This is a genomic window from Streptomyces sp. G45 (assembly GCF_049542095.1).
Taxonomy (GTDB): domain Bacteria; phylum Actinomycetota; class Actinomycetes; order Streptomycetales; family Streptomycetaceae; genus Streptomyces.
Window position 1 is genome coordinate 7,169,224 of the sequence record NZ_JBMUZU010000001.1, and the last position, 24,315, is coordinate 7,193,538.

The 24,315-nt window shown below is 71.1% G+C and carries 15 protein-coding genes, 3 rRNA genes and 1 pseudogene; 14 read left to right on the top strand and 5 right to left on the bottom strand.

The annotated features are described in order from the left end of the window. Positions 1-143 precede the first annotated feature (143 nt). The 5 genes from ACOBQU_RS30440 (at position 144) to ACOBQU_RS30460 (ending at position 7,354) form a co-directional block, all read left to right on the top strand. Positions 144-1,674, top strand: a 16S ribosomal RNA gene (locus ACOBQU_RS30440). Positions 1,675-1,991: 317 nt separating this feature from the next. Continuing rightward, a 23S ribosomal RNA gene (locus tag ACOBQU_RS30445) occupies positions 1,992-5,114 on the top strand. A 138-nt stretch (positions 5,115-5,252) separates the two neighbouring features. Next, positions 5,253-5,369 (top strand): 5S ribosomal RNA (gene rrf / locus ACOBQU_RS30450). The 16S, 23S and 5S rRNA genes sit together here, the layout of an rRNA operon. Before the next feature lie 255 nt (positions 5,370-5,624). Then, the gene (locus ACOBQU_RS30455; RefSeq protein ID WP_423635043.1) at positions 5,625-6,659 is read left to right on the top strand and encodes a hypothetical protein; all 1,035 of its coding nucleotides are present in this window, start codon (positions 5,625-5,627) and stop codon (positions 6,657-6,659) included. After that, complete coding sequence (locus tag ACOBQU_RS30460) at positions 6,551-7,354, top strand: tetratricopeptide repeat protein (protein WP_423634808.1); 804 nt, start codon at positions 6,551-6,553, stop codon at positions 7,352-7,354. The genes ACOBQU_RS30455 and ACOBQU_RS30460 overlap by 109 nt, the downstream gene beginning before the upstream one ends. A gap of 105 nt (positions 7,355-7,459) precedes the next feature. On the opposite strand, the gene ACOBQU_RS30465 is transcribed toward ACOBQU_RS30460, so the two are convergent. Next, a complete protein-coding gene (locus ACOBQU_RS30465) occupies positions 7,460-8,737 on the bottom strand; it encodes a DUF1015 family protein (protein ID WP_423631455.1) in 1,278 nt (425 codons plus the stop codon). A gap of 71 nt (positions 8,738-8,808) precedes the next feature. Here ACOBQU_RS30465 and ACOBQU_RS30470 point away from each other — a divergent pair. From ACOBQU_RS30470 to ACOBQU_RS30485, 4 genes and pseudogenes are all read left to right on the top strand, one after another. Continuing rightward, a pseudogene (locus ACOBQU_RS30470) lies at positions 8,809-9,848 on the top strand (HAD hydrolase-like protein). A gap of 220 nt (positions 9,849-10,068) precedes the next feature. Beyond that, positions 10,069-11,112 carry a FecCD family ABC transporter permease gene (locus tag ACOBQU_RS30475; protein ID WP_423631457.1) on the top strand — a complete coding sequence of 348 codons (1,044 nt, stop codon included), beginning with the start codon at positions 10,069-10,071 and terminating at the stop codon, positions 11,110-11,112. Further along, positions 11,109-12,137 carry a FecCD family ABC transporter permease gene (locus ACOBQU_RS30480; protein WP_423631459.1) on the top strand — a complete coding sequence of 343 codons (1,029 nt, stop codon included), beginning with the start codon at positions 11,109-11,111 and terminating at the stop codon, positions 12,135-12,137. Before ACOBQU_RS30475 ends, ACOBQU_RS30480 begins: the two co-directional genes overlap by 4 nt. 82 nt (positions 12,138-12,219) lie before the next feature. After that, positions 12,220-13,029, top strand: a complete 810-nt coding sequence (locus tag ACOBQU_RS30485; protein WP_423631460.1) for an ABC transporter ATP-binding protein — start codon at positions 12,220-12,222, stop codon at positions 13,027-13,029. Here ACOBQU_RS30485 and ACOBQU_RS30490 read toward each other — a convergent pair. Next, positions 13,013-13,360 (bottom strand): SCP2 sterol-binding domain-containing protein, encoded by a 348-nt coding sequence (locus ACOBQU_RS30490; RefSeq protein ID WP_423631462.1) that lies wholly within the window; start codon positions 13,358-13,360, stop codon positions 13,013-13,015. The two genes, ACOBQU_RS30485 and ACOBQU_RS30490, sit on opposite strands and share 17 nt — an antisense overlap. 42 nt (positions 13,361-13,402) lie before the next feature. On the opposite strand from ACOBQU_RS30490, the gene ACOBQU_RS30495 reads away from it, so the two are divergent. The 3 genes from ACOBQU_RS30495 to ACOBQU_RS30505 are packed head-to-tail and all read left to right on the top strand — an operon-like array spanning position 13,403 to position 15,469. Further along, positions 13,403-13,744, top strand: a complete 342-nt coding sequence (locus ACOBQU_RS30495; RefSeq protein ID WP_423631464.1) for a hypothetical protein — start codon at positions 13,403-13,405, stop codon at positions 13,742-13,744. A 7-nt stretch (positions 13,745-13,751) separates the two neighbouring features. Next, positions 13,752-14,567, top strand: coding sequence for a TlyA family RNA methyltransferase (locus ACOBQU_RS30500; protein WP_423631465.1), 816 nt, complete (start codon positions 13,752-13,754; stop codon positions 14,565-14,567). Then, positions 14,564-15,469, top strand: coding sequence for an NAD kinase (locus ACOBQU_RS30505; protein WP_423631467.1), 906 nt, complete (start codon positions 14,564-14,566; stop codon positions 15,467-15,469). Before ACOBQU_RS30500 ends, ACOBQU_RS30505 begins: the two co-directional genes overlap by 4 nt. A 134-nt stretch (positions 15,470-15,603) precedes the next feature. Here ACOBQU_RS30505 and ACOBQU_RS30510 read toward each other — a convergent pair whose 3' ends face one another. After that, complete coding sequence (locus ACOBQU_RS30510; protein ID WP_423631469.1) at positions 15,604-16,956, bottom strand: FtsX-like permease family protein; 1,353 nt, start codon at positions 16,954-16,956, stop codon at positions 15,604-15,606. A gap of 208 nt (positions 16,957-17,164) precedes the next feature. On the opposite strand from ACOBQU_RS30510, the gene recN reads away from it, so the two are divergent. Then, positions 17,165-18,904, top strand: a complete 1,740-nt coding sequence (recN, locus tag ACOBQU_RS30515) for a DNA repair protein RecN (protein WP_423631471.1) — start codon at positions 17,165-17,167, stop codon at positions 18,902-18,904. Between the two features lie 424 nt (positions 18,905-19,328). After that, on the top strand, positions 19,329-20,468 hold the full coding sequence (locus ACOBQU_RS30520) for a glycosyltransferase family 4 protein (protein ID WP_423631473.1): 1,140 nt from the start codon (positions 19,329-19,331) through the stop codon (positions 20,466-20,468). 43 nt (positions 20,469-20,511) lie between these two features. On the opposite strand, the gene ACOBQU_RS30525 is transcribed toward ACOBQU_RS30520, so the two are convergent. Continuing rightward, positions 20,512-22,161, bottom strand: a complete 1,650-nt coding sequence (locus tag ACOBQU_RS30525) for a PucR family transcriptional regulator (protein ID WP_423631475.1) — start codon at positions 22,159-22,161, stop codon at positions 20,512-20,514. 158 nt (positions 22,162-22,319) lie between these two features. Continuing rightward, positions 22,320-24,131, bottom strand: coding sequence for a glycoside hydrolase family 15 protein (locus ACOBQU_RS30530; RefSeq protein WP_423634810.1), 1,812 nt, complete (start codon positions 24,129-24,131; stop codon positions 22,320-22,322). Positions 24,132-24,315: the final 184 nt, after the last annotated feature.

Sequence of the window (24,315 nt, forward strand, 5' to 3'; positions counted from 1 at the left end):
CCGGTTGGGACGAGGTTCCTTTGGAAAAGTCCTTCCCCGCGAATCGTTGGGGGAGGCGCACAGCGAGGACGCTGTGAACGACTGGGATTATTCCTCCTGGTTGTTCCGCTCTCGTGTGTGTTGCACCCGATTACGGGTTCACATTCACGGAGAGTTTGATCCTGGCTCAGGACGAACGCTGGCGGCGTGCTTAACACATGCAAGTCGAACGATGAAGCCCCTTCGGGGGTGGATTAGTGGCGAACGGGTGAGTAACACGTGGGCAATCTGCCCTGCACTCTGGGACAAGCCCTGGAAACGGGGTCTAATACCGGATACAACCACTGACCGCATGGTCTGGTGGTGGAAAGCTCCGGCGGTGCAGGATGAGCCCGCGGCCTATCAGCTTGTTGGTGAGGTAGTGGCTCACCAAGGCGACGACGGGTAGCCGGCCTGAGAGGGCGACCGGCCACACTGGGACTGAGGCACGGCCCAGACTCCTACGGGAGGCAGCAGTGGGGAATATTGCACAATGGGCGAAAGCCTGATGCAGCGACGCCGCGTGAGGGATGACGGCCTTCGGGTTGTAAACCTCTTTCAGCAGGGAAGAAGCGCAAGTGACGGTACCTGCAGAAGAAGCGCCGGCTAACTACGTGCCAGCAGCCGCGGTAATACGTAGGGCGCGAGCGTTGTCCGGAATTATTGGGCGTAAAGAGCTCGTAGGCGGCTTGTCGCGTCGGTTGTGAAAGCCCGGGGCTTAACCCCGGGTCTGCAGTCGATACGGGCAGGCTAGAGTTCGGTAGGGGAGATCGGAATTCCTGGTGTAGCGGTGAAATGCGCAGATATCAGGAGGAACACCGGTGGCGAAGGCGGATCTCTGGGCCGATACTGACGCTGAGGAGCGAAAGCGTGGGGAGCGAACAGGATTAGATACCCTGGTAGTCCACGCCGTAAACGGTGGGCACTAGGTGTGGGCAACATTCCACGTTGTCCGTGCCGCAGCTAACGCATTAAGTGCCCCGCCTGGGGAGTACGGCCGCAAGGCTAAAACTCAAAGGAATTGACGGGGGCCCGCACAAGCGGCGGAGCATGTGGCTTAATTCGACGCAACGCGAAGAACCTTACCAAGGCTTGACATACACCGGAAACGGCCAGAGATGGTCGCCCCCTTGTGGTCGGTGTACAGGTGGTGCATGGCTGTCGTCAGCTCGTGTCGTGAGATGTTGGGTTAAGTCCCGCAACGAGCGCAACCCTTGTCCCGTGTTGCCAGCACGCCCCTTTGTGGGTGGTGGGGACTCACGGGAGACCGCCGGGGTCAACTCGGAGGAAGGTGGGGACGACGTCAAGTCATCATGCCCCTTATGTCTTGGGCTGCACACGTGCTACAATGGCCGGTACAATGAGCTGCGATACCGCGAGGTGGAGCGAATCTCAAAAAGCCGGTCTCAGTTCGGATTGGGGTCTGCAACTCGACCCCATGAAGTCGGAGTCGCTAGTAATCGCAGATCAGCATTGCTGCGGTGAATACGTTCCCGGGCCTTGTACACACCGCCCGTCACGTCACGAAAGTCGGTAACACCCGAAGCCGGTGGCCCAACCCCTTGTGGGAGGGAGCTGTCGAAGGTGGGACTGGCGATTGGGACGAAGTCGTAACAAGGTAGCCGTACCGGAAGGTGCGGCTGGATCACCTCCTTTCTAAGGAGCACTTCTTACCGATCCCTTCGGGGTGAGGTCAGAGGCCAGTACATCAGCGAACGTCTGATGCTGGTTGCTCATGGGTGGAACGTTGACTACTCGGCCAGGTTCTGGGTCGGAGGCTGTTAGTACTGCTCGTCAGAGCGTGGAACGCATGATCTTCGGACAGGAACTGGTCGGGCACGCTGTTGGGTATCTGAGGGTGCGGGCTTGTTCCCGTCCTCAATGCCGACCCCAGTGAACTTGCTGGCTTGTCTAGCAGGGTGGTGGGTGGTTGGTCGTTGTTTGAGAACTGCACAGTGAACGCGAGCATCTGTGGCCAAGTTTTTAAGGGCGCACGGTGGATGCCTTGGCACCAGGAACCGATGAAGGACGTGGGAGGCCGCGATAGTCCCCGGGGAGTCGTCAACCAGGCTTTGATCCGGGGGTTTCCGAATGGGGAAACCCGGCAGTCGTCATGGGCTGTCACCCGCCGCTGAATATATAGGCGGTGTGGAGGGAACGCGGGGAAGTGAAACATCTCAGTACCCGCAGGAAGAGAAAACAACCGTGATTCCGGGAGTAGTGGCGAGCGAAACTGGATGAGGCCAAACCTCAAGCGTGTGAGACCCGGCAGGGGTTGCGCTTGGGGGGTTGTGGGATCTCACTTTCATGATCTGCCGGTCATGAGGCGAGTTATAAACCGTTGATGTAGGCGAAGGACATGCGAAAGGTCCGGCGTAGAGGGTAAGACCCCCGTAGTCGAAATGTCAGCGGCTTGCTTGTGAGACACCCAAGTAGCACGGGGCCCGAGAAATCCCGTGTGAATCTGGCGGGACCACCCGTTAAGCCTAAATATTCCCTGGTGACCGATAGCGGATAGTACCGTGAGGGAATGGTGAAAAGTACCGCGGGAGCGGAGTGAAATAGTACCTGAAACCGTGTGCCTACAAGCCGTGGGAGCGTCGGAACAAGGCTTGCCTTGTTCTCGTGACTGCGTGCCTTTTGAAGAATGAGCCTGCGAGTTTGCGGTGTGTTGCGAGGTTAACCCGTGTGGGGAAGCCGTAGCGAAAGCGAGTCCGAATAGGGCGGTTGAGTAGCGCGCTCAAGACCCGAAGCGGAGTGATCTAGCCATGGGCAGGCTGAAGCGGCTGTAAGAGGTCGTGGAGGGCCGAACCCACCAGGGTTGAAAACCTGGGGGATGACCTGTGGTTAGGGGTGAAAGGCCAATCAAACTCCGTGATAGCTGGTTCTCCCCGAAATGCATTTAGGTGCAGCGTCGTGTGTTTCTTGCCGGAGGTAGAGCACTGGATAGGCGATGGGCCCTACCGGGTTACTGACCTTAGCCAAACTCCGAATGCCGGTAAGTGAGAGCGCGGCAGTGAGACTGTGGGGGATAAGCTCCATGGTCGAGAGGGAAACAGCCCAGAGCATCGACTAAGGCCCCTAAGCGTACGCTAAGTGGGAAAGGATGTGGAGTCGCAGAGACAACCAGGAGGTTGGCTTAGAAGCAGCCACCCTTGAAAGAGTGCGTAATAGCTCACTGGTCTAGTGATTCCGCGCCGACAATGTAGCGGGGCTCAAGCGTACCGCCGAAGTCGTGTCATTGACACATGAGGACCAACGTCCGTGTTGATGGGTAGGGGAGCGTCGTGTGCCGGGTGAAGCTGCGCCGGAAGGCAGTGGTGGACGGTTCACGAGTGAGAATGCAGGCATGAGTAGCGATACATACGTGAGAAACGTGTGCGCCGATTGACTAAGGGTTCCTGGGTCAAGCTGATCTGCCCAGGGTAAGTCGGGACCTAAGGCGAGGCCGACAGGCGTAGTCGATGGATAACCGGTTGATATTCCGGTACCCGCTATGGAGCGCCAAACATCGAATCCAGTGATGCTAAGGCCGTGAAGCCGCCGGGTGATCCTTCGGGTGATCTCGGAGTGGTGGAGCCGCTGATCCAAGCTGGTAGTAGGTGAGTGATGGGGTGACGCAGGAAGGTAGTCCAGCCCGGGCGGTGGTTGTCCCGGGGTAAGGGTGTAGCCCGCGCGGTAGGTAAATCCGTCGCGCATAAGGGGTGAGACCTGATGCCGAGCCGATTGTGGTGAAGTGGATGATCCTATGCTGTCGAGAAAAGCCTCTAGCGAGTTTCATGGCGGCCCGTACCCTAAACCGACTCAGGTGGTCAGGTAGAGAATACCGAGGCGTTCGGGTGAACTATGGTTAAGGAACTCGGCAAAATGCCCCCGTAACTTCGGGAGAAGGGGGGCCACACCCGGTGATGGAGTTTACCTCTGGAGCTGGGGGTGGCCGCAGAGACCAGCGAGAAGCGACTGTTTACTAAAAACACAGGTCCGTGCGAAGCCGTAAGGCGATGTATACGGACTGACGCCTGCCCGGTGCTGGAACGTTAAGGGGACCGGTTAGCTCCATTTCGGTGGGGCGAAGCTGAGAACTTAAGCGCCAGTAAACGGCGGTGGTAACTATAACCATCCTAAGGTAGCGAAATTCCTTGTCGGGTAAGTTCCGACCTGCACGAATGGCGTAACGACTTCTCGACTGTCTCAACCATAGGCCCGGTGAAATTGCACTACGAGTAAAGATGCTCGTTTCGCGCAGCAGGACGGAAAGACCCCGGGACCTTTACTACAGTTTGATATTGGTGTTCGGTTCGGCTTGTGTAGGATAGGTGGGAGACTGTGAAAGCGGCACGCCAGTGTCGTGGGAGTCGTCGTTGAAATACCACTCTGGTCGTGCTGGATGTCTAACCTGGGTCCGTGATCCGGATCAGGGACAGTGTCTGATGGGTAGTTTAACTGGGGCGGTTGCCTCCCAAAGGGTAACGGAGGCGCCCAAAGGTTCCCTCAGCCTGGTTGGTAATCAGGTGTTGAGTGTAAGTGCACAAGGGAGCTTGACTGTGAGACTGACGGGTCGAGCAGGGACGAAAGTCGGGACTAGTGATCCGGCGGTGGCTTGTGGAAGCGCCGTCGCTCAACGGATAAAAGGTACCCCGGGGATAACAGGCTGATCTTCCCCAAGAGTCCATATCGACGGGATGGTTTGGCACCTCGATGTCGGCTCGTCGCATCCTGGGGCTGGAGTCGGTCCCAAGGGTTGGGCTGTTCGCCCATTAAAGCGGTACGCGAGCTGGGTTTAGAACGTCGTGAGACAGTTCGGTCCCTATCCGCTGTGCGCGTAGGAGTCTTGAGAAGGGCTGTCCCTAGTACGAGAGGACCGGGACGGACGAACCTCTGGTGTGCCAGTTGTTCTGCCAAGGGCATGGCTGGTTGGCTACGTTCGGGAGGGATAACCGCTGAAAGCATCTAAGCGGGAAGCCTGCTTCGAGATGAGGGCTCCCACCCACTTGATGGGGTAAGGCTCCCAGTAGACGACTGGGTTGATAGGCCAGATATGGAAGCCTCGTGAGGGGTGGAGTTGACTGGTACTAATAGGCCGAGGGCTTGTCCTCAGTTGCTCGCGTTCACTGTGTTGGTTCTGAAACCACGAACAGTCGTGTCGGCTGAACGTCGCACTGCTTAATTGAAGAGTGTGCTTGTTCGCTGCCCTGTTTGAGATTCCGCCGTCGTGGCGGGATGTTTCATAGGGTTTCGGTGGTCATAGCGTGAGGGAAACGCCCGGTTACATTCCGAACCCGGAAGCTAAGCCTTACAGCGCCGATGGTACTGCAGGGGGGACCCTGTGGGAGAGTAGGACGCCGCCGAACAATCTTTGGAGGACCCCTGGTCCCAGCGTTCACGCTGGGACCAGGGGTCCTTTCTGTTTTGCCGAAGAGCGCGGCCCACGTGGCTGCGTCAGAATGACTGCGGTACCGAAGACTAGGAGTCACCGATGTCCCCCAACTCCCCCGACGAGCGACCGGAGCGCGACCAGCGCCGCCGGGACGGTGGCGACCGGGGAGGTTTCCGCGGCGGGCCGCGTCGTGACTTCGACCGTGGTTACCGGCGCGACGACCGTCGCGATGACCGCGACCGCGACCGCGACCGTGGTGAGCGCGGTGAGCGCGGCGGGTTCCGCCGCGACGACCGGCGTGATGACCGTGATCGTGGTGGGTTCCGGCGTGATGGGGACCGGCCGGGGTTCCGGCGTGACGACCGTGACCGGGGCGACCGCGGTGGCTTCCGCCGCGATGACCGGCGGGACGATCGACGCGATGACCGCCGGGATGACCGGCGTGACGGTGACCGGCCCTCGTACCGCCGTGACGATCGTGACCGTGGTGACCGTGGTGGCTTCCGGCGCGACGACCGCCGGGACGGTGGCTTCCGGCGCGATGACCGGCGTGACGGCGACCGGCCCTCGTACCGTCGCGATGACCGCGACCGCGGTGACCGGGGCGGCTTCCGCCGCGATGACCGTGATCGTGGTGGGTTCCGGCGTGATGGGGACCGGCCGGGGTTCCGGCGTGACGACCGTGACCGTGGTGACCGTGGTGGCTTCCGGCGCGACGACCGCCGGGACGGCGGCTTCCGCCGCGATGACCGGCGGGACGATCGACGCGATGACCGCCGGGATGACCGGCGTGACGGTGACCGGCCCTCGTACCGCCGTGACGATCGTGACCGTGGTGACCGTGGTGGCTTCCGGCGCGACGACCGCCGGGACGGTGGCTTCCGGCGCGATGACCGGCGTGACGGCGACCGGCCCTCGTACCGTCGCGATGACCGCGACCGCGGTGACCGCGGCGGCTTCCGCCGCGACGACCGGCGGGATGAGCGTCGCGATGACCGGCGGGACGACCGGCGCGACGGTGGTGGGTTCCGTGGGCGTGGGCCCCGGCGGGACGACGGTCGGGGGCGGCCCGGCGGCGGCTTCCGGGGGCGTGACGACCGCGGTGGGTTCCGGCGCGAGGACCGTGAGCGCACTGAGCGGGAGCCGATCAAGCGGCTGCCGATCCCGGAGGACGTCACCGGCGAGGAGGTCGACAGCGACGTACGGCAGGAGCTCCAGAGCCTGCCCAAGACGCTCGCCGAGGACGTCGCCAAGAACCTGGTGATGGTCGCCCGGCTGATCGACGAGGACCCCGAGGCGGCCTACGGCTACTCCAAGGTCGCGCTGCGGCTCGCCTCGCGCGTCGCCGCCGTGCGCGAGGCGGCGGGCTTCGCCGCGTACGCCACCCAGAAGTACGGCGAGGCGCTCGGAGAGTTCCGGGCCGCGCGGCGGATGAGCGGGGGCGTCGAGCTGTGGCCGCTGATGGCCGACTGCGAGCGCGGGCTCGGGCGGCCCGAGCGGGCGCTCGACATGGCCGGGGCGCCCGAGGTGCAGAAGCTCGACAAGGCCGGACAGGTCGAGATGCGGCTCGTCGCCGCCGGTGCGCGGCGCGACATGGGGCAGCTCGACGCGGCCATCGTCACGCTGCAGAGCCCCGAGCTGGCCTCCCACTCGGTGCAGCCCTGGACCGCGCGCCTGCGGTACGCGTACGCCGACGCGCTGCTCGCGGCCGGGCGCGAGGACGAGGCACGGGAATGGTTCGCGAAGGCCGTCGAGTCCGACCGGGACGGCAGCACCGACGCGTCCGACCGGCTCGCCGAGCTGGACGGAGTCGAGTTCGTGGACGCCCTCCAGGAAGACGCCGACGCCGATGCCGACGATGCGGATGTCGATGTCGATGCCGATGCGGATGCCGGTGGCGACAAGGGCGCCGAGGGTGACGCCGGTGCCGAGGGCGCGGTCGAGCGGGACGGTGACTGACCCGTCGCAGCGCTCGTAGCGGCGTAGCGGCGTAGCGCTGAGTACGTCGAAGGGGGCGGGCCTCGATCGAGGCCCGCCCCCTTCGACGTACTCAGCGTGCGGATGTCAGAACGCCAAGTCGCGCAGGACCAGGCCCGTCGCGGGCTTCGGGCCGAACGACGTCGACTTGCGGGGCATCGTGACGCCCTGCCGGGCCAGGTCGCGGACGACCTCCTCGCGGACCGGGTGCATCAGCACCGCCGTGCCGCCCTCGCGCTCGGCCTTCTCCACCGTCGCCTCCGTGTGGTGGATGTACGCGATGTGCTCCGCGGCGTCCGGGACGCGCCACACGTGGTCCAGGAGCGTGGCGTGCAGGACCGTCGCGTCCAGGGTGCGCCAGGCCTCCGGGAAGCCCGTGGGCACCGTGCGCGCGAGAAGCTCCGGGGAGGGGCGGTCGACCAGGTGGAAGGCGCCGTCGCCCGCGAGCAGGAAGGCGTTGCCCTGAGCCGCGGCGTCGGCCAGCGCCGCCAGCGCCTCGGAGAGCGGGCACCGCAGGGCCCGTACCCGGAACAGGCCGTCCAGGGCCGCGACGGCGTCCGCGACCGGCAGCCGGTGCAGATAGCGGTGGATGGCCCGCACCCGCAGCGGATAGCGGGCCGTGTCCACCAGCAGGACCAGGCCGAAGTCCCACGGGCCCGGTGAGGCGTGCTCGCGCCGCAGCCGCAGATACGTGGCCCAGCGGTGATGGCCGTCCGCGATGAGAGCCTGGTGGCGCGCGAGATCCGCGCGGATCGCGGCGATCTCCGCCGGGTCCGTGACCGCCCACAGGCGGTGGCTGAAGCCGTCCTGCGTGGTCGTCGACAGCAGCGGCTTGTGGTGGGTGGCGCGCTCTATGGCGGTGGCGGTGGCGCCCTCGGGGCCGTCGCCGCGGTACGTGAGGAGCAGCGGCTCCAGGTTCGCGGCCGTCGCGCGCATCAGGGCGGCGCGGTCGTCTATCACGTGCGGCATGACGTCCTCGTGCGGCAGGACGACGCCGTCCGACCGCTCGGACAGGCGCAGGGCGCCGATGATGCCGCGCTGCACGAGGCCGGAGCCGTGCTGCTCGTACACGTACAGACTGGGCAGCGGGTCCGGCGCGAGGATGCCGTCGGCGAGCCAGTCGTGCAGGGTGTCGGCGGCCTGGCGGTCGCGGGCGGCCTGCGTGGTGGCCTGCGGCAGGATCAGCCGGACGATGTTGTGCGGGTCGGAGGACTCCAGTTCCAGCAGTCCGTCCGGACGCACCACGACGTCGTACGGAGGCGAGGTCACCGCGGCCAGACCGCCGACCCGCTCGGGGTCGTACCGCACGCCCCGGAACGGGACCAGGTCGAGGCCTTGGACGTCCGTGTGACCCACTGTGTTCATTAGTGCATCGTAAGTGTGTCAGTGGCATGAGCGATGATCGGGGGAGCGGATTTATCAAGGAGCGATACGTAATGAGCCAGACCGGCAGCCCCACCGGCAGGACCCGGCCGGAGGGAAGCACGAGGGCGCTCCACGAGGCGTACGACACGGCCCTGCTCGACCTGGACGGGGTGGTGTACGCGGGCGGCCGGGCGATCGCGCACGCCGTCGACTCCCTTGAGACGGCCCGCTCGACGGGCATGCGCCTCGCGTACGTGACGAACAACGCGCTGCGCACACCGGACGCGGTGGCGGCGCACCTGACCGAGCTGGGCATCCCCACGGACGCCTCGGACGTGATCACCTCCGCGCAGGCCGTGGCCCGCCTGGTGAGCGAGGAAGTGCCCGCGGGCTCACGGGTGTTGGTCGTCGGCGGCGAGGGCCTGCGGGTCGCGCTGCGCGAGCGGGGCCTTGAGCCGGTGGAGTCCGCGGACGACTCGCCGGTGGCGGTGGTGCAGGGGTACGGGGGGCCCGAGCTGCCGTGGGGGCGGTTCGCGGAGGCGTGCTACGCGATCGCCCGGGGCGTGCCGTGGTTCGCGTCCAACACGGACCTGACGATTCCCAGCGGCCGGGGCATCGCGCCGGGGAACGGGGCGGCGGTGGAGGTCGTCCGCATCGCCACGGGGGCGCAGCCGCGGGTGGCGGGCAAGCCGCTGCCCCCGATGCACCGGGAGACCATCCTGCGGACGGGAGCCGAGCGGCCGCTGGTGGTGGGGGACCGGCTCGACACGGACATCGAGGGGGCGTTCAACGGGGGCGTGGACTCGCTGCTGGTGCTGACCGGGGTGACGGATGTGGCCGGGGTGCTGGCCGCGCCGCCCGAGCACCGGCCCACGTATGTGGACGCGGATCTGCGGGGGTTGCTGGTGGGACAGCCCGAAGTGGCCTCCGTGGGGGAGGGGTTCGGGTGCGGAGGGTGGACCGCGTCCGCCCGGGGGACGAGCTGGTGCTGGAGGGGGACGGGGCGGTTCTGGACGGGGTGCGGGCGCTGTGCGCGGTGGCCTGGAGCGCGGCGGGGAGCGGGCGCTGCGGGCTGGACGCGGGGAAGGCGTTGGGGCGGCTGGGGGTGTAGGGGGCCTTGGGGCGGGGGTGCCCTCGCGGGGCGGGGTGTCATCCCGAGATGTCCTCGCCGGGCGGGGTGTCATGCCGGGACGTCCTCGCCGGGCGCCCCGGGCCCGCCCCTTCTCCGAAACCAGGTGCTGCCGCCCCTGGGACCCCGCCCCATCGCCGCAGCGCGGCTCGCCCTCAAACGCCGGACGGGCTCTAGGCGGAGGGTAGGCTAACCTAACCTCGTGTTGGTCGACAGTCCTCCTGAACCCTGCGCGGAGACCGCTCCCGCGCCGCCCGGTCGCCGCCTGCTGCGTGGCGTCGGGCTCGTGCTCTCCGCCGCCCTGCTGCTGGTCGTGGTGTTCGCCAGCGTCGCCGTCGGCGCCGAACAGCTCTCCATGGGGCAGGTCTGGCACGGGCTCTTCCAGGACACGGGGACGTACGCCGACGTGGTCGTCGGCGAGCGGGTCTCGCGCACCCTCCTCGGGCTGCTCGCGGGCATCGCGCTCGGCCTGTCCGGCGCGGTCCTCCAGGCCCTGACCCGCAACCCGCTGGCCGACCCCGGGCTGCTCGGCATCAACATGGGCGCCTCCGCCGCGGTCGTCACCGCCATCAGCTTCCTCGGCGTCACCTCGCTCACCGGGTACGTGTGGTTCGCCTTCGCGGGCGCGGCGGTCGTCGGCGTCCTCGTGTACGCGCTCGGCGGCACCCGCAGCGCCACACCCGTGCGGCTCGCGCTCGCCGGTACGGCGCTCACCGCGGCCCTCTCCGGCTACCTCCAGGCCGTGATGATCACGGACAACGCGGCGCTCGACAGGATGCGCTTCTGGACGGTCGGTTCGCTGGCCTCGGCCAAGATGGACACCATCGAGCAGGTCCTGCCGTTCCTCGGCGTCGGCATCCTGCTCGCCCTCGGCCTCGCCCGGCCGCTGAACGCCCTCGCCATGGGCGACGACACCGCCCGCGCCCTCGGCGCCCACCTGACCCGCACCCGGGGCCTTTCCATCGCCGCCGCGACCCTGCTGTGCGGGGCCGCGACCGCCGCCTGCGGGCCCATCATGTTCGTCGGCCTGATGGTGCCGCACGTCGTGCGCTCCTTCACCGGGCCCGACATGCGCTGGATCCTGCCGTACGCCGCCGTCCTGTCGCCCGTGCTGCTGCTCGGCGCCGACGTGCTCGGCCGCGTCGTGTCCCGCCCCGCGGAACTCCAGGTCGGCATCGTCACCGCGGCCATCGGCGCCCCGGTCTTCATCTTCCTGGTACGACGGCAGAGGATGGCCAAGCTGTGAAGGCGATACGCACCCGGGGCGGCCTCTCCGTCCGCCTCGACGTCCGCACGGCCGTCGTCGTGGTGGCGCTGCTCGCCGCCGCCCTCGCCGGAAGCGTCGTACTCATCGGCACCGGCGACTTCCCCATCCCCGCCGCCGACGTCGTCCGCACCCTGTTCGGCCAGGGCGAGGCCGGGCAGGACTTCATCATCAACGAGCTGCGGCTGCCGCGGGTCCTCGTAGGCCTGCTCGTGGGCGCCGCCCTCGGGCTCGGCGGCGCCCTGTTCCAGTCGATCTCCCGCAACCCGCTGGGCAGCCCGGACGTCCTCGGCCTCGGCCAAGGGGCGACCGCGGGCGCCCTCGTCGTCATCGTCGTCTTCTCCGGCGGCGCGGCCCAGGTCGCGGGCGGCGCGCTCGTCGGCGGCCTCGCCACCGGCGCCGCCATGTACCTGCTGGCCTGGAAGCGGGGCGTGCACGGCTACCGGTTCGTGCTCGTCGGCATCGGCATGAACGCCCTGGCCGTCGCCGTCAACGGCTATCTGCTCACCAAGGCCGACCTCGTCGACGCCACCCGGGCCGTCGTGTGGATGACCGGCTCCCTCAACGGCCGCGACTGGGAGCAGGTGTGGCCGCTGTTCTGGCTGTGCGTCGTACTGCTGCCGCTGATCGTCGCGCACGCCCGGCCGCTGCGGATGCTGGAGATGGGCGACGACACCGGGTACGCCCTCGGGGTGCCCGTCGAGCGCACCCGGCTCGTCCTGATGGGCTCCGCCGTGCTGCTTACGGCCGCCGCGACCGCCGCCGCCGGGCCCGTCAGCTTCGTCGCCCTGACCGCGCCGCAGCTCGCCCGCCGCCTGACCCGCTCGCCGGGGCCGAACCTGCTGCCCGCGATGTGCATGGGCGCCACCCTGCTGATCGTCTCCGACTGGGCCTCGCAGCGGGTGTTCGGCGCCGACCAGGTGCCCGTCGGCGTCGTCACCGGCGTCCTCGGCGGCGTCTACCTGCTGTGGCTCCTCGTCACCGAGCGCAAGGCGGGCCGGATATGAGCCGCAGACCGCCGGGCGGAGCGGCGCGCCGACCGCGCCCCGCCCTCTCCCTCGCAGAACCCCACGACCAGGAGCGTGCCCAGTGAACCGGCTCATCGCCGACGACGTGACCCTCGGCTACGACCAGCGGGTCATCGCGGAGAAGCTCTCCGTGGAGATCCCGGACAACTCCTTCACGGTGATCGTCGGCCCCAACGCCTGCGGCAAGTCCACGCTCCTGCGCGCCCTGTCGCGGATGCTCAAGCCGACCTCGGGACGCGTCCTGCTCGACGGCGAGGCCATCCACGCGCTGCCCGCGAAGAAGGTCGCGCGCACCCTCGGGCTGCTCCCGCAGTCCTCGATCGCGCCCGACGGCATCACCGTGAGCGACCTGGTGGCCCGCGGCCGCTACCCCCACCAGGGGCTGCTGCGCCAGTGGTCGCGCGACGACGAGCGGATCGTGCGTGAGTCGATGGAGTCCACCGGCGTCGCCGAACTCGCCGACCGGTACGTCGACGAGCTGTCCGGCGGGCAGCGCCAGCGCGTGTGGATCGCCATGGCGCTCGCCCAGCAGACACCGCTGCTGCTGCTCGACGAGCCCACCACGTACCTCGACATCCAGCACCAGATCGACGTCCTCGACCTCTGTGCCGAGCTGCACGAGGAGCAGGGCCGCACCCTCGTCGCCGTGCTGCACGACCTCAACCACGCCGCCCGCTACGCCACCCACCTCATCGCCCTGCGCGGCGGCGAGGTCCTCGCCCAGGGCGCGCCGTCCGACATCGTCACCGCCGAGCTTGTGGAGGCGGTCTTCGGGCTTCCGTGCCAGGTCATCGACGACCCGGAGACCGGTACGCCGCTGGTGGTGCCCGCGGCGCGCCGCGCCCGCCAGGCGGCTACAGCAGCTTCCTGAGCCGCAGCAGGTCCCCCAGGCCCGCCTCAAGGCGCACCCGGCCCGAGGCCCACGCGCGGGCGAAGTCCAGTCGACCGGACACCAGCGCCACCAGGTCGTCGCCCGTCAACGCCAGGCGGATCCGGGCCCGCTCGCGCGGCGGGCCGCCGTGGTGGCCCGCCACCTCGATCCGGCCGCCCCGCAGACGGCCGGTGAAGGTGGCGTCCAGGTCGGTGACGTGGCAGCTCAGGGTGCGGTCGAGCGCCGCCGCGGCGCGCACGTCGCCGTCGGCGCCCGCGAGGTTGTCCGAAAGCCGGTCGAGCGCGCTGCGGCACTCCGCCAAGGTCGCCATCGTGATCGACGGTACCGCGCCGCTTCGGGGTAGCGTCATGGCATGAGCGACGACTCCCACGGGCCCGAAGGGGGCCCGGAGCTGGAAGTTCCGGGCGCGCCCGCCGCCGGGCCCGAGGCCCCCCAGGCCCCGGCCGCCGGGCCGCCCGCCGACCCGGAGCACGACCCGGCGGCCCCCGCCCCCCTGGGCGTGCCCCGCACCCCCACCGGCGACGCCGACGTGGACGCCGGGCTGAGCCGCCTCGGCGATGTCGACCACCTCGCCACGGACGGCCACATCGAGGTGTACGAGGATGTCCACCGGGGCCTGCGCGACGCGCTGACCGCCCTTGACGCTCGCCCCGGACCACCCGTGCCGGGTCCCTCGTACGACAACAGGAGCTGAACCCACCGTGGCAGGAGTGGCACGCCGTCGCCTCGACGCCGAGCTGGTGCGCCGGAAGCTCGCGCGCTCGCGCGAGCACGCAAGCCAACTGATCGCCGCCGGTCGCGTGACCGTCGGCAAGACCGTCGCGGCCAAACCGGCCACGCAGGTCGAGACGGCCGCCGCGATCGTCGTCGCCCAGGACGACGGCGACCCCGACTACGTCTCGCGCGGCGGCCACAAGCTGGCCGGGGCACTGGCCGCCTTCGTCCCGCGCGGGCTCGTCGTCGAGGGGCGCCGCGCCCTGGACGCGGGCGCCTCCACCGGCGGTTTCACGGACGTGCTGCTGCGCGCGGGCGCCGCGCACGTCGTCGCCGTCGACGTCGGCTACGGCCAGCTCGCCTGGTCCCTGCAGAGCGACGACCGGGTCACCGTCAAGGACCGTACGAACGTACGCGAGTTGACGCTCGACCTCATCGACGGCGTGCCCGTCGACCTGGTCGTCGGCGACCTGTCCTTCATTCCGCTCGGGCTCGTCCTGCCCGCGCTGGTGCGGTGCGCCGCCCCGGACGCGGACCTCGTGCTCATGGTCAAGCCGCAGTTCGAGGTCGGCAAGGAGCGGCTCGGCAGCGGCGGCGTGGTCCGCTCGCCCGACCTGCGCGCCGAGGCCGTGCGCACGGTGGCCCGGCAGGCGGGCGAACTCGGCCTCGGCGTGCGCGGGGTGACCGCGAGCCCGCTGCCCGGGCCCTCCGGCAACGTCGAGTACTTTCTGTGGCTGCGCGCCGGTGCGCCGGAACTGGACCCGGCGGACGTCGACCGTGCCGTGGCGGAGGGGCCCCGTTGAGTCAGACCCGAGCTCGTACTGTTTTTCTCCTGGCGCACACCGGCAGGCCCGCGGCCATCCGCAGCGCCGAACTCGTCGTGCAGGGGCTGCTGCGCAGCGGCCTGGGCGTGCGGGTCCTGGAGGCGGAGGCGGTGGACCTGCCGCTGCCCGACGAGGTGCGGCTCGTCAAGGAGGCGACGCCCGCCTGCCTCGACGGGTGCGAGCTGCTGATCGTGCTCGGCGGTGACGGGACGCTGCTGCGCGGCGCCGAGTTCGCCCGCGCCTCCGGCGTGCCGATGCTCGGGGTGAACCTGGGCCGGGTCGGCTTCCTCGCCGAGGCCGAGCGCGACGACCTCGACAAGGTCGTCGACCGGGTCGTCACCAAGGCCTACGAGGTCGAGGAGCGCATGACCGTCGACGTCGTCGTGCACAGCAACGGCGACGTCGTGCACCGCGACTGGGCCCTGAACGAGGCCGCCGTGCAGAAGATGTCCGCGGAGCGGATGCTGGAGGTCGTCCTGGAGATCGACGGGCGCCCGGTGACCGGCTTCGGCTGCGACGGCATCGTGTGCGCCACGCCGACGGGCTCCACGGCGTACGCGTTCTCGGCGGGCGGGCCCGTGGTGTGGCCCGAGGTGGAGGCGCTGCTGATGGTGCCGATCAGCGCCCACGCCCTGTTCGCCAAGCCGCTGGTGACGTCGCCGGACTCGGTGCTCGCCGTCGAGGTGCAGCCGCACACGCCGCACGGGGTGCTGTGGTGCGACGGGCGGCGGACCGTCGAGCTGCCCGCCGGGGCCCGCGTCGAGGTGCGCCGGGGCGCCGTGCCGGTGCGGCTGGCGCGGCTGCACCACGCGTCGTTCACGGACCGGCTCGTCGCGAAGTTCGCCCTGCCGGTGTCGGGGTGGCGCGGGGCGCCGCACTAGGCGTACACCGCCCAGGGGGCTCCCGCTGGACTCGGCGTACGCCGCCCAGGGGGTTCCCGCTGGACTCGGCGTACGTCGCCCAAGGGGCTCCCGCTGGACTCGCCGTACGCCGCTCGGGCGCGCCCGTCGGCGCGTCAGGTGCCGCTGACCACCGAGATCGCCCGGCGCCGCAGCACCGCCGTCACCGGCAGGCCCGTCGCCCCCAGCGTCAGCAGCAGGACGCCCGCCGCGATGCCCGCCACGACCGCGCCCGGCAGATACGGCACCGCCGAGCCGAACGCCGTGCTGAGGATGGGCGCGAGGGTGACCAGGGCGATCGCGCCGCCGACGAGCAGCGCCGTGCCCGCCACGACCACCGCCTCCCACGCCGCCATCGCCCGCACCTGGCGGCGCTGGGAGCCGACGACCCTGAGCAGCGCCAGGTCGCGGCGGCGCTCGAAGGAGATCATGGCGAGCGTGTTCGCCGAGGCGATCGCGGCGAAGCCCGCGTACAGCGACGTGCCCATGTAGTCCAGCCAGACCTCGCCGGTGCTGCCCGCCGAGCCCGTGTGGTGCTCGGCCGTGGTGTGCATGGCCACCTTGGTGACGCCGAAGCCGACCACGAGCAGCAGCGGCACCACCGCCGCGGAGAAGCGGCGCGGCTGGGAGCGCACGTTCAGCATCGCCAGGCGCGCCGCGGAGCCGCCGAACCGGCCGACCGCCGCCGACACCAGCCAGGCGGCGGGCCCGATGATCCGCGGGCCGAGCAGCCCCGCGCCCGCGCAGAACAGGATGAGGACGAGGAAGGCGCCCTCGCTGGCCTCGTCCGCGGGCTGCCGTGAGAGCAGCACCGACAGGGCCACGGCACCGGCGATCGCCAGCACCCCGAGCGGCGCCCGCAGCCAGCCGAGCCCCTTGCGCCCCGCCGTCGCCTCGGCCAGCGCGCGGGCGGGCCGCAGCAGCGAGAACCGCAGGGCCGACAGCACGGCGGCGAGCGCGGAGGTCACCACCGCGACGCCCACGCACACCGGCAGCGCCAGCCAGCTGAACCGGAACGTCACCTCGGCCGGGACCAGGCCGTGCTCCACCATCCCCGTGAACCACACCCGCGCCAGCACCCCGCCGAGCGCGAAGCCGACCAGGGCCGCGGGGACGGAGGCCGCCAGGGCCTGCCGGGCCACCGCGCGGCGCACCTGCCGGGGCCGGGCGCCGATGGAGCGCACCAGGGCCAGCTCGCGGTGCTGCTGGACGACGGCCGTGCCCATCGTGGAGGCCACCACGAACACCGACATGTAGACGGAGCCGATCAGGAGCACCGCCGCCATGTCGCCCACGGCGTTCTCCGTGAGCCGGTGGCGGGCCTCGGCGGAGAGCCCGTCCGTGCTCGTGCTGCGGAGCACCATCGTCGACGCGCTCACCACCGTCGCGGCGAACAGCGCCGCCACGGCCGTGCCGATGAACGCGGGGCGGTGCGCCCGCAGCGCCGCCCGTGCCAGTCCCGTAGTCATGGTGATCATGGTGGGGCCCCAGGGCCACCGCCCGCCATGGAGATCACCCGAGGGTCGGCCGGGGGTTAACCCCACTCCCGTGGGGAGCCACCGGGTCAACGCGTCGCAGCCGAAAAGGTGACGCCGCGCGGGTGCACCGAGCGGGCTTCGAGCAGCGGCTTCCCCGGAGAACGCAGGGGCGACGTCGCGACCCGGGGGGAAACCTCGTATGGTCAGGTGCGTGTTGGAGGAGATGCGGATACGGTCGCTCGGAGTCATCGACGACGCCGTCGTCGAGCTGTCGCCCGGCTTCACCGCCGTGACCGGCGAGACCGGCGCGGGCAAGACGATGGTCGTCACGAGCCTCGGCCTGCTGCTCGGCGGCCGCGCCGACCCGGCCCTGGTGCGGATCGGGGCCAAGTCGGCGGTCGTGGAGGGGCGCGTCGCCGTGCCCGCGGGCGCGTCCGCGGCGCTGCGCGCCGAGGAGGCCGGGGCCGAGCTGGACGAGGGCGCCCTCCTGATCAGCCGCACCGTCTCGGCCGAGGGCCGCTCCCGCGCCCACCTCGGCGGCCGGTCCGTGCCCGTCGGCGTCCTGGCCGAGCTGGCCGACGACCTCGTCGCCGTCCACGGGCAGAGCGACCAGCAGGGCCTGCTCAAGCCCGCCCGGCAGCGCGGCGCCCTCGACCGGTACGCGGGCGACCGGGTCTCGGTGCCCCTGGAGAAGTACACGGCCGCGTACCGCAGGCTGCGGGCCGTCACCGTGGAGCTGGACGAGATCACCACCCGCGCGCGCGAGCGCGCCCAGGAAGCCGACATGCTGCGCTTCGGCCTGGAGGAGATCGAGGCCGTCGAGCCGCGCCCGGGCGAGGACGTGGAACTCGCCGCCGAGGCCGAGCGCCTGGGCCACGCCGAGGCGCTCGCCTCCGCCGCCACGGCCGCGCACGCCGCGCTCGCGGGCAACCCCGAGGACCCCGAGGGCGTCGACGCCACCACCCTCGTCGGCGGCGCCCACCGCGCCCTGGAGTCCGTGCGCTCCCACGACCCCGCGCTCGCCGATCTCGCCGACCGCATCGGCGAGATCGGCATCCTCGTCGCCGACGTGGCGGGCGAACTCGCCGGGTACGCCGACGACCTGGACGCCGACCCGCTGCGGCTCGCCGCCGTCGAGGAGCGCCGCGCCGCGCTCACCCAGCTCACCCGCAAGTACGGCGAGGACGTCGGCGCGGTCCTCGCCTGGGCCGAGCAGGGCGCGGCCCGGCTCGCCGAACTCGACGGCGACGACGACCGGCTCGCCGAGCTGACCGCCGAGCGGGACGCGCTGCGCGCCGAACTCGCCGAGCTGGCCCGCGCCCTGACCGAGGCCCGGGTCGAGGCGGCCTCCCGCTTCGCGGCCGCCGTCACCGAGGAGCTGGCCTCGCTCGCCATGCCGCACGCCCGCGTCACCATCGACGTCCGGCAGACCGACGACCCCGACGGCGTGGAGATCGACGGGCGTACGGTCGCGTACGGGCCCGCGGGCGTCGACGAGGTCGAACTCCTCCTCGCCCCGCACCCCGGGGCGCCGCCCCGGCCCATCGCCAAGGGGGCGTCCGGCGGTGAGCTGTCCCGCGTGATGCTCGCCGTCGAGGTCGTCTTCGCCGGGACGGATCCCGTGCCCACGTACCTCTTCGACGAGGTCGACGCGGGCGTCGGCGGCAAGGCCGCGGTGGAGATCGGGCGGCGGCTCGCCAAGCTCGCCAAGTCCGCGCAGGTCGTCGTCGTGACCCATCTGCCGCAGGTGGCGGCGTTCGCCGATCGGCAGCTGCTGGTCGAGAAGACCAACGACGGGTCCGTCACGCGGTCCGGGGTGCAGGTGCTCGAGGGGGAGGCCCGGGTGCGGGAGCTGTCGCGGATGCTGGCGGGCCAGGAGGACTCGGTGACCGCGCGGGCCCACGCGGAGGAACTGCTGGCGGCGGCGCGCGAAGGCTGACGCCGGGGTCCGGGCCCTGCCGGGTGGCCCCCGCTGCATCAACGCCGGACGGGCTATTTCCAGCCTGTCCGGCGTTTGAGGACGAGCCGCGAAGCGGCGACAAGGCGGGGTGCCAGGGGCGGCCCCGGCGCGGTCCGCGAGCGAGGGCGCGCCGAATGGTGTCGGAGGCTTTCGGGTGGGGCCCGGGGTTGCGAAGATGCGTGGACCGGCGCCACGCGTCGCCCGCGCTCATCCGTGTGGGTGATCCCGTACGCGAAGTTGTCCGGCCCGATGCCGAAGGGACCTTTCGGCAGTGCCGGACGGTCCCCAGGGACTGGCATCCTTGGCGCAGCAACAGGCGGTCGACCGACCGCCTCGTCAGCCGGCGCCCACCCACCCGTCGGCGCGCCGCCCGCCGCCGACCCGACCCAGGAGCCCCGGCCACGTGAGCCACGTGAGCAGCCCCGCACCGCAGGGCCAGACGCCGCTGCACGCTGTGCAAGTCCTGGGCGGCGGCAGTGCCGGAAGCAGCGCGCACGTCAGGTCGCTGTCCGTGGGGCTCGCGGCGCGGGGCGTGCGCGTCACGGTGTGCGCCCCCGACGAGGCCGACCAGGTGTACGACTTCGCGGGCAGCGGCGCCCGCCACATCGCCGTACCGCGCCGTGGCGACCCGGCCTCGGTGGCCTCGCTCCGCGCGGCGTGCGCGGACGCCGACCTGGTGCACGCGCACGGTCTGCACGCGGGGCTGCGGACCGCCCTCGCCCTGACCGGCCGCCGGGTGCCGCTCGTGGTCACCTGGCACACCCGGGCGCAGGCCTCGGGCGCCCGGGCCCACGCCGTGCGGCTGCTTGAGCGGCGGGTCGCCAGGGCCGCCGCCGTGGTGCTCGGCACCTCGTCCGACCTCGTCGACCGGGCGCGCAGCCGGGGCGCGCGCGATGCCCGGCTCGCGCCGGTGACGCTGCCCGCGCCGCGCCGCCCGGTGCCCACGGCGGACGGCGAGGGCGGTGGGGCGCGCCACAAGCTGCGGGCGGAACTGGGTGCGGTGGACCGCCCGTTGCTGCTCGCGGTCGGCGCCCTGGAGGCCCACCGGGGGTACGACGTCCTGCTGGACGCCGTGCACGCGTGGAGCCGTCTGGACCCGGCGCCGCTGCTGGTGATCGCGGGGGAGGGGGCGCTGCGGTCCGCGCTCCAGGCGCGCGTCGACGCGGAGGGCCTGCCGGTGCGCCTGGTGGGGCGGCGCGAGGACGTGCCCGATCTGCTGGCGGCCGCCGACCTCGCGGTGCTGCCGAGCCGCTGGGAGTCGCGGGCGCTGCTCGCCCAGGAGGCGCTGCACGCCCGGGTGCCGCTGGTGGCGACGGCGGTCGGTGGCGTCCCCGAACTGGTCGGCGACGCCGCCGAGCTGGTGCCGTACGGCGACGCGCGGGCCCTGGCCGACGCCGTGGTGGGCCTGCTCCCCGACGAGGGGCGCCGGGCGGCGCTGCGGGACCGGGGCACGGCGCAGGCGGCGACCTGGCCGACCGAGGACGAGACGGTCGCGCAAGTCCTCAGCGTGTACGACGAGTTGACGCAGCCCCGGGCCCTGTAGCCCCGGGCCTTGTAGCCCCGGGCCCTGTAGCGGCGCACACGGCCTAGCGCACCGGCACGTGCCGCCGCGCCCGCAGGGCCAGGCTCAGGGCGAGCACGGTCTGGGGGTCGTCGAGGTCCGTGCCGAGCAGCTCGCCGATGCGGGCGAGGCGGTTGTAGAGGGTCTGGCGGTTCAGGTGCAGCTCGCGGGCGGTCTCCGCCTTGCGGCCCGCGTGCGCCAGGTAGGTCTCCAGGGTGGGCAGCAGCGGGGGCTTGGCGCGCCGGTCGTGGGCGCGCAGCGGGCCGATGGCGCGGTCCACGAAGGCGGCGAGGGCGGTGTTGTCATGGCTGTGCAGCCGCCAGAGCAGCAGGTCGATGTCGAGACGCCGGGCGTCGTACCAGGGCCGTTCCGGCAGGCCCTGGGCGGCCGTCGCGGTCTCGGCCGCGTGCCGCAGCCCGGCGCTGGCCGCGGCCCAGCCGCCCGGGACGCCGACGACCACGATGGGTGGCGGTCCGCCCGCCCGCCGCATCCCGGCCCGCTCGACCCCGGCCCGCAGCGCCGCGGCGACCCGGTCGGCGACGGCCGTGCGCTCCGCCTCCGAGCGCAGCGCGAGCAGCAGCGGAACCCGCCCTTCCACGGGGCGCACACCGAGCAGCACGGGGGCGCCCACCGCCGCCAGCTCCTCGGCGACCGTGCGGGCGAGCTGGGCCCAGCCGCCGCCCGGCGGGGGCCCGGCCGCCGCGTCGGCGAGCCGCATCACGACGGGGAGCAGCGGGCTCGCGCCCGGTTTGAAGCCGAGGACGCGGGCCTGGGCGGGGGCGTCGTCGGCGGTGATGCGGCCCTCGGCGAGGTCGGTGAGGAAGTCGCCGCGGCCGCGGGCCGCCAACTCCTCCTCCTGGCGGGCCTGCATCAGGACCACCGCGAGGCTGCTCGCCGCCCGCTCGGCCGCCGTTCGGTGGACCGGCAGCAGCGGTGACTCCACGGCGAGCAGCACGAGCCGGGCCCGTACCGCTCCCGTGCCGGGGCCGCCGCCGGGCACGTCGACCAGGACCGTGCCCGCGGGCGGCTCGTCCCGGTCGGACGGGCGTCCGCGCAGGCCCTCCCACACCTGGAGCGGGTCCGCGCAGGCGCCGTCGGCCCCGGCCCCGTACAGCAGGCGGCCCTCGGCGGTCTCCAGGAACACCGGGTTGCCGCTGAACTCGGCGAGGACGGCCAGGACCTGGGGCACGCCGCCGCCGGTGAGGAGGGCCTGGGTGCAGCGCCGGTGGATTTCGTCGGCGCGGCGCAGGAGGGCGTAGTGGCCGTTGACGATCTCGGTGTGGACCTCTTCGGTGACCGCGACGAACGGCACCTCGCGGTGCAGCTGCACCAGGGGGAGTCCGGCGGTGCGCGCGGTGTCCACGAGGGCGGCGGGCAGCCGGGAGAAGCGCGGACCCAGCTCGACGACCAGGGCGGCGATGCCGCGCGCGGCGAGGTCGCGGACGAAGGCGCGCTGTTCGGCGGGGCGGGCGCCGAGGCCGAGGCCGGTGGTCAGGAGCAGTTCGCCGCCCTTGAGGAGGGAGGCGATGTTCGGCACCTCGCCCGCGTGCACCCAGCGCACGGTCCGCTGGAGCCGGTCGGCGCCCGCGACGACCTCCGGGAGCCCGCCGCGCAGGCCCGGGAGCTCCAGCGCCCGCTGTACGGTGATGCCGCCCTGGGTGTCCTGACTGTCCATGGGGCGGACGCTACCCGACCGCATTCGAACGGAAGATCCCATTCCGGTTGTACCGCGGTGGACGGAGGTTGGCGCGAAGTCGCCGTACCGGTGTCCTGGCGGCCGGGACCCGGCCGCCGACGGGGCCCCGGAAGGGGGCCGGGGCACCGCAGGACCGATTACCCGCCGTAGGCGCCGGAGGCCGTGAGCCGCAGCGCGGTGTCGATGAGCGGGACGTGGCTGAACGCCTGCGGGAAGTTGCCCACCTGGCGCTGCAGCCGCGGGTCCCACTCCTCGGCGAGCAGACCGAGGTCGTTGCGGAGGGCGAGCAGCTTCTCGAAGAGCTTGCGGGCCTCGTCCACGCGGCCGATCATCGCGAGGTCGTCGGCCAGCCAGAACGAGCAGGCGAGGAACGCGCCCTCGTCGCCCTCCAGGCCGTCCACGCCCGCGTCGTCACCGGAGGTCGGGTAGCGCAGGATGAAGCCGTCGGGCGTGGACAGCTCGCGCTGGATGGCCTCGATGGTGCCGATGACGCGCTTGTCGTCCGGGGGCAGGAAGCCCACCTGCGGGATCAGCAGCAGCGAGGCGTCCAGCTCCTTGGAGCCGTACGACTGCGTGAACGTGTTCCGCCCCTTGTCGTAGCCCTTCTCGCAGACGTCCCGGTGGATGTCGTCGCGCAGGTCGCGCCAGCGGTCCAGGGGGCCGTCGGCGTCGCCGGACTCGATGAGCTTGATGGTGCGGTCGACGGCGACCCAGGCCATCACCTTGGAGTGCACGAAGTGGCGGCGCGGGCCGCGCACCTCCCAGATGCCCTCGTCCGGCTGGTCCCAGTGGGTCTCCAGGTAGCGGATCAGCTTGAGCTGGAGCAGCGAGGCGTAGTCGTTGCGGGCGAGGCCGGTCATGTGGGCGAGGTGCAGGGCCTCGGTTACCTCGCCGTAGACGTCGAGCTGGAGCTGGTGGGCGGCGCCGTTGCCCACCCGTACGGGGGCCGAGTTCTCGTACCCCGGAAGCCAGTCCAGCTCCGCCTCGCCCAGCTCGCGCTCGCCCGCGATGCCGTACATGATCTGGAGGTTCTCCGGGTCGCCCGCGACCGCGCGCAGCAGCCACTCGCGCCAGGCGCGGGCCTCCTCGCGGTAGCCGGTGCGCAGCAGCGAGGAGAGCGTGATGGCGGCGTCGCGCAGCCAGGTGAAGCGGTAGTCCCAGTTGCGGGAGCCGCCGATGTCCTCGGGCAGCGAGGTGGTGGGGGCCGCGACGATGCCGCCGGTGGGCGCGTACGTCAGGGCCTTCAGCGTGATCAGGGAGCGGACCACGGCCTCGCGGTAGGGCCCGTGGTACGTGCACTGCTCGACCCACTCGCGCCAGAACTCCTCGGTCGCGGTGAGCGCGGACTCCGGCTCGGGGTGGGCGGGCGGCTGCTTGTGCGAGGGCTGCCAGGACAGGGTGAAGGCGATGCGGTCGCCGGGGGCGACGGTGAAGTCCGAGTACGTCGTGAGGTTCTTGCCGAAGGTCTCGGCGGGGGTGTCGAGCCAGACCGAGTCGGGTCCGGCGACGGCCACCGTGCGCCCGTCGACCTTGTGCACCCACGGCACCACGCGCCCGTAGCTGAACCGCATCCGCAGCGCCGAGCGCATCGGCACCCGGCCGCTGACGCCCTCCACGATCCGCACCAGCTGCGGGGCGTCCGTGTCGCGCGGCGGCATGAAGTCGGTGACCCGGACCGTGCCGCGCGGGGTGTCCCACTCGGACTCCAGGATCAGCGAGTCGCCCCGGTACGTGCGCCGGGTCGCCGCCGGGGGCTCGGCGCCCGGCGCGTGGGCGGGGCCCAGGCGCCAGAAGCCGTGCTCCTCGGTGCCGAGCAGACCGGCGAAGACGGCGTGGGAGTCGAAGCGGGGCAGACACAGCCAGTCGACCGTGCCGTTCCGGCAGACCAGCGCCGCGGTCTGCATGTCTCCGATGAGTGCGTAATCCTCGATGCGCCCGGCCACGTGCATCCCCATTCAAACGGCCACGTTCGCCCGCTCAAGGGCGCTCGTCCTACGGTCAAGGGTTCGCTCAAAACGTTTGAAACGAACTGCCGGGCCCGGATGTTTCCGGCGATGTCCAGAAAGCCGACGGGGGATGGTTCCACCCGCGTACTCGGCTCGGCAGTGAGTGTCCGAGCAAGATACATCGGCA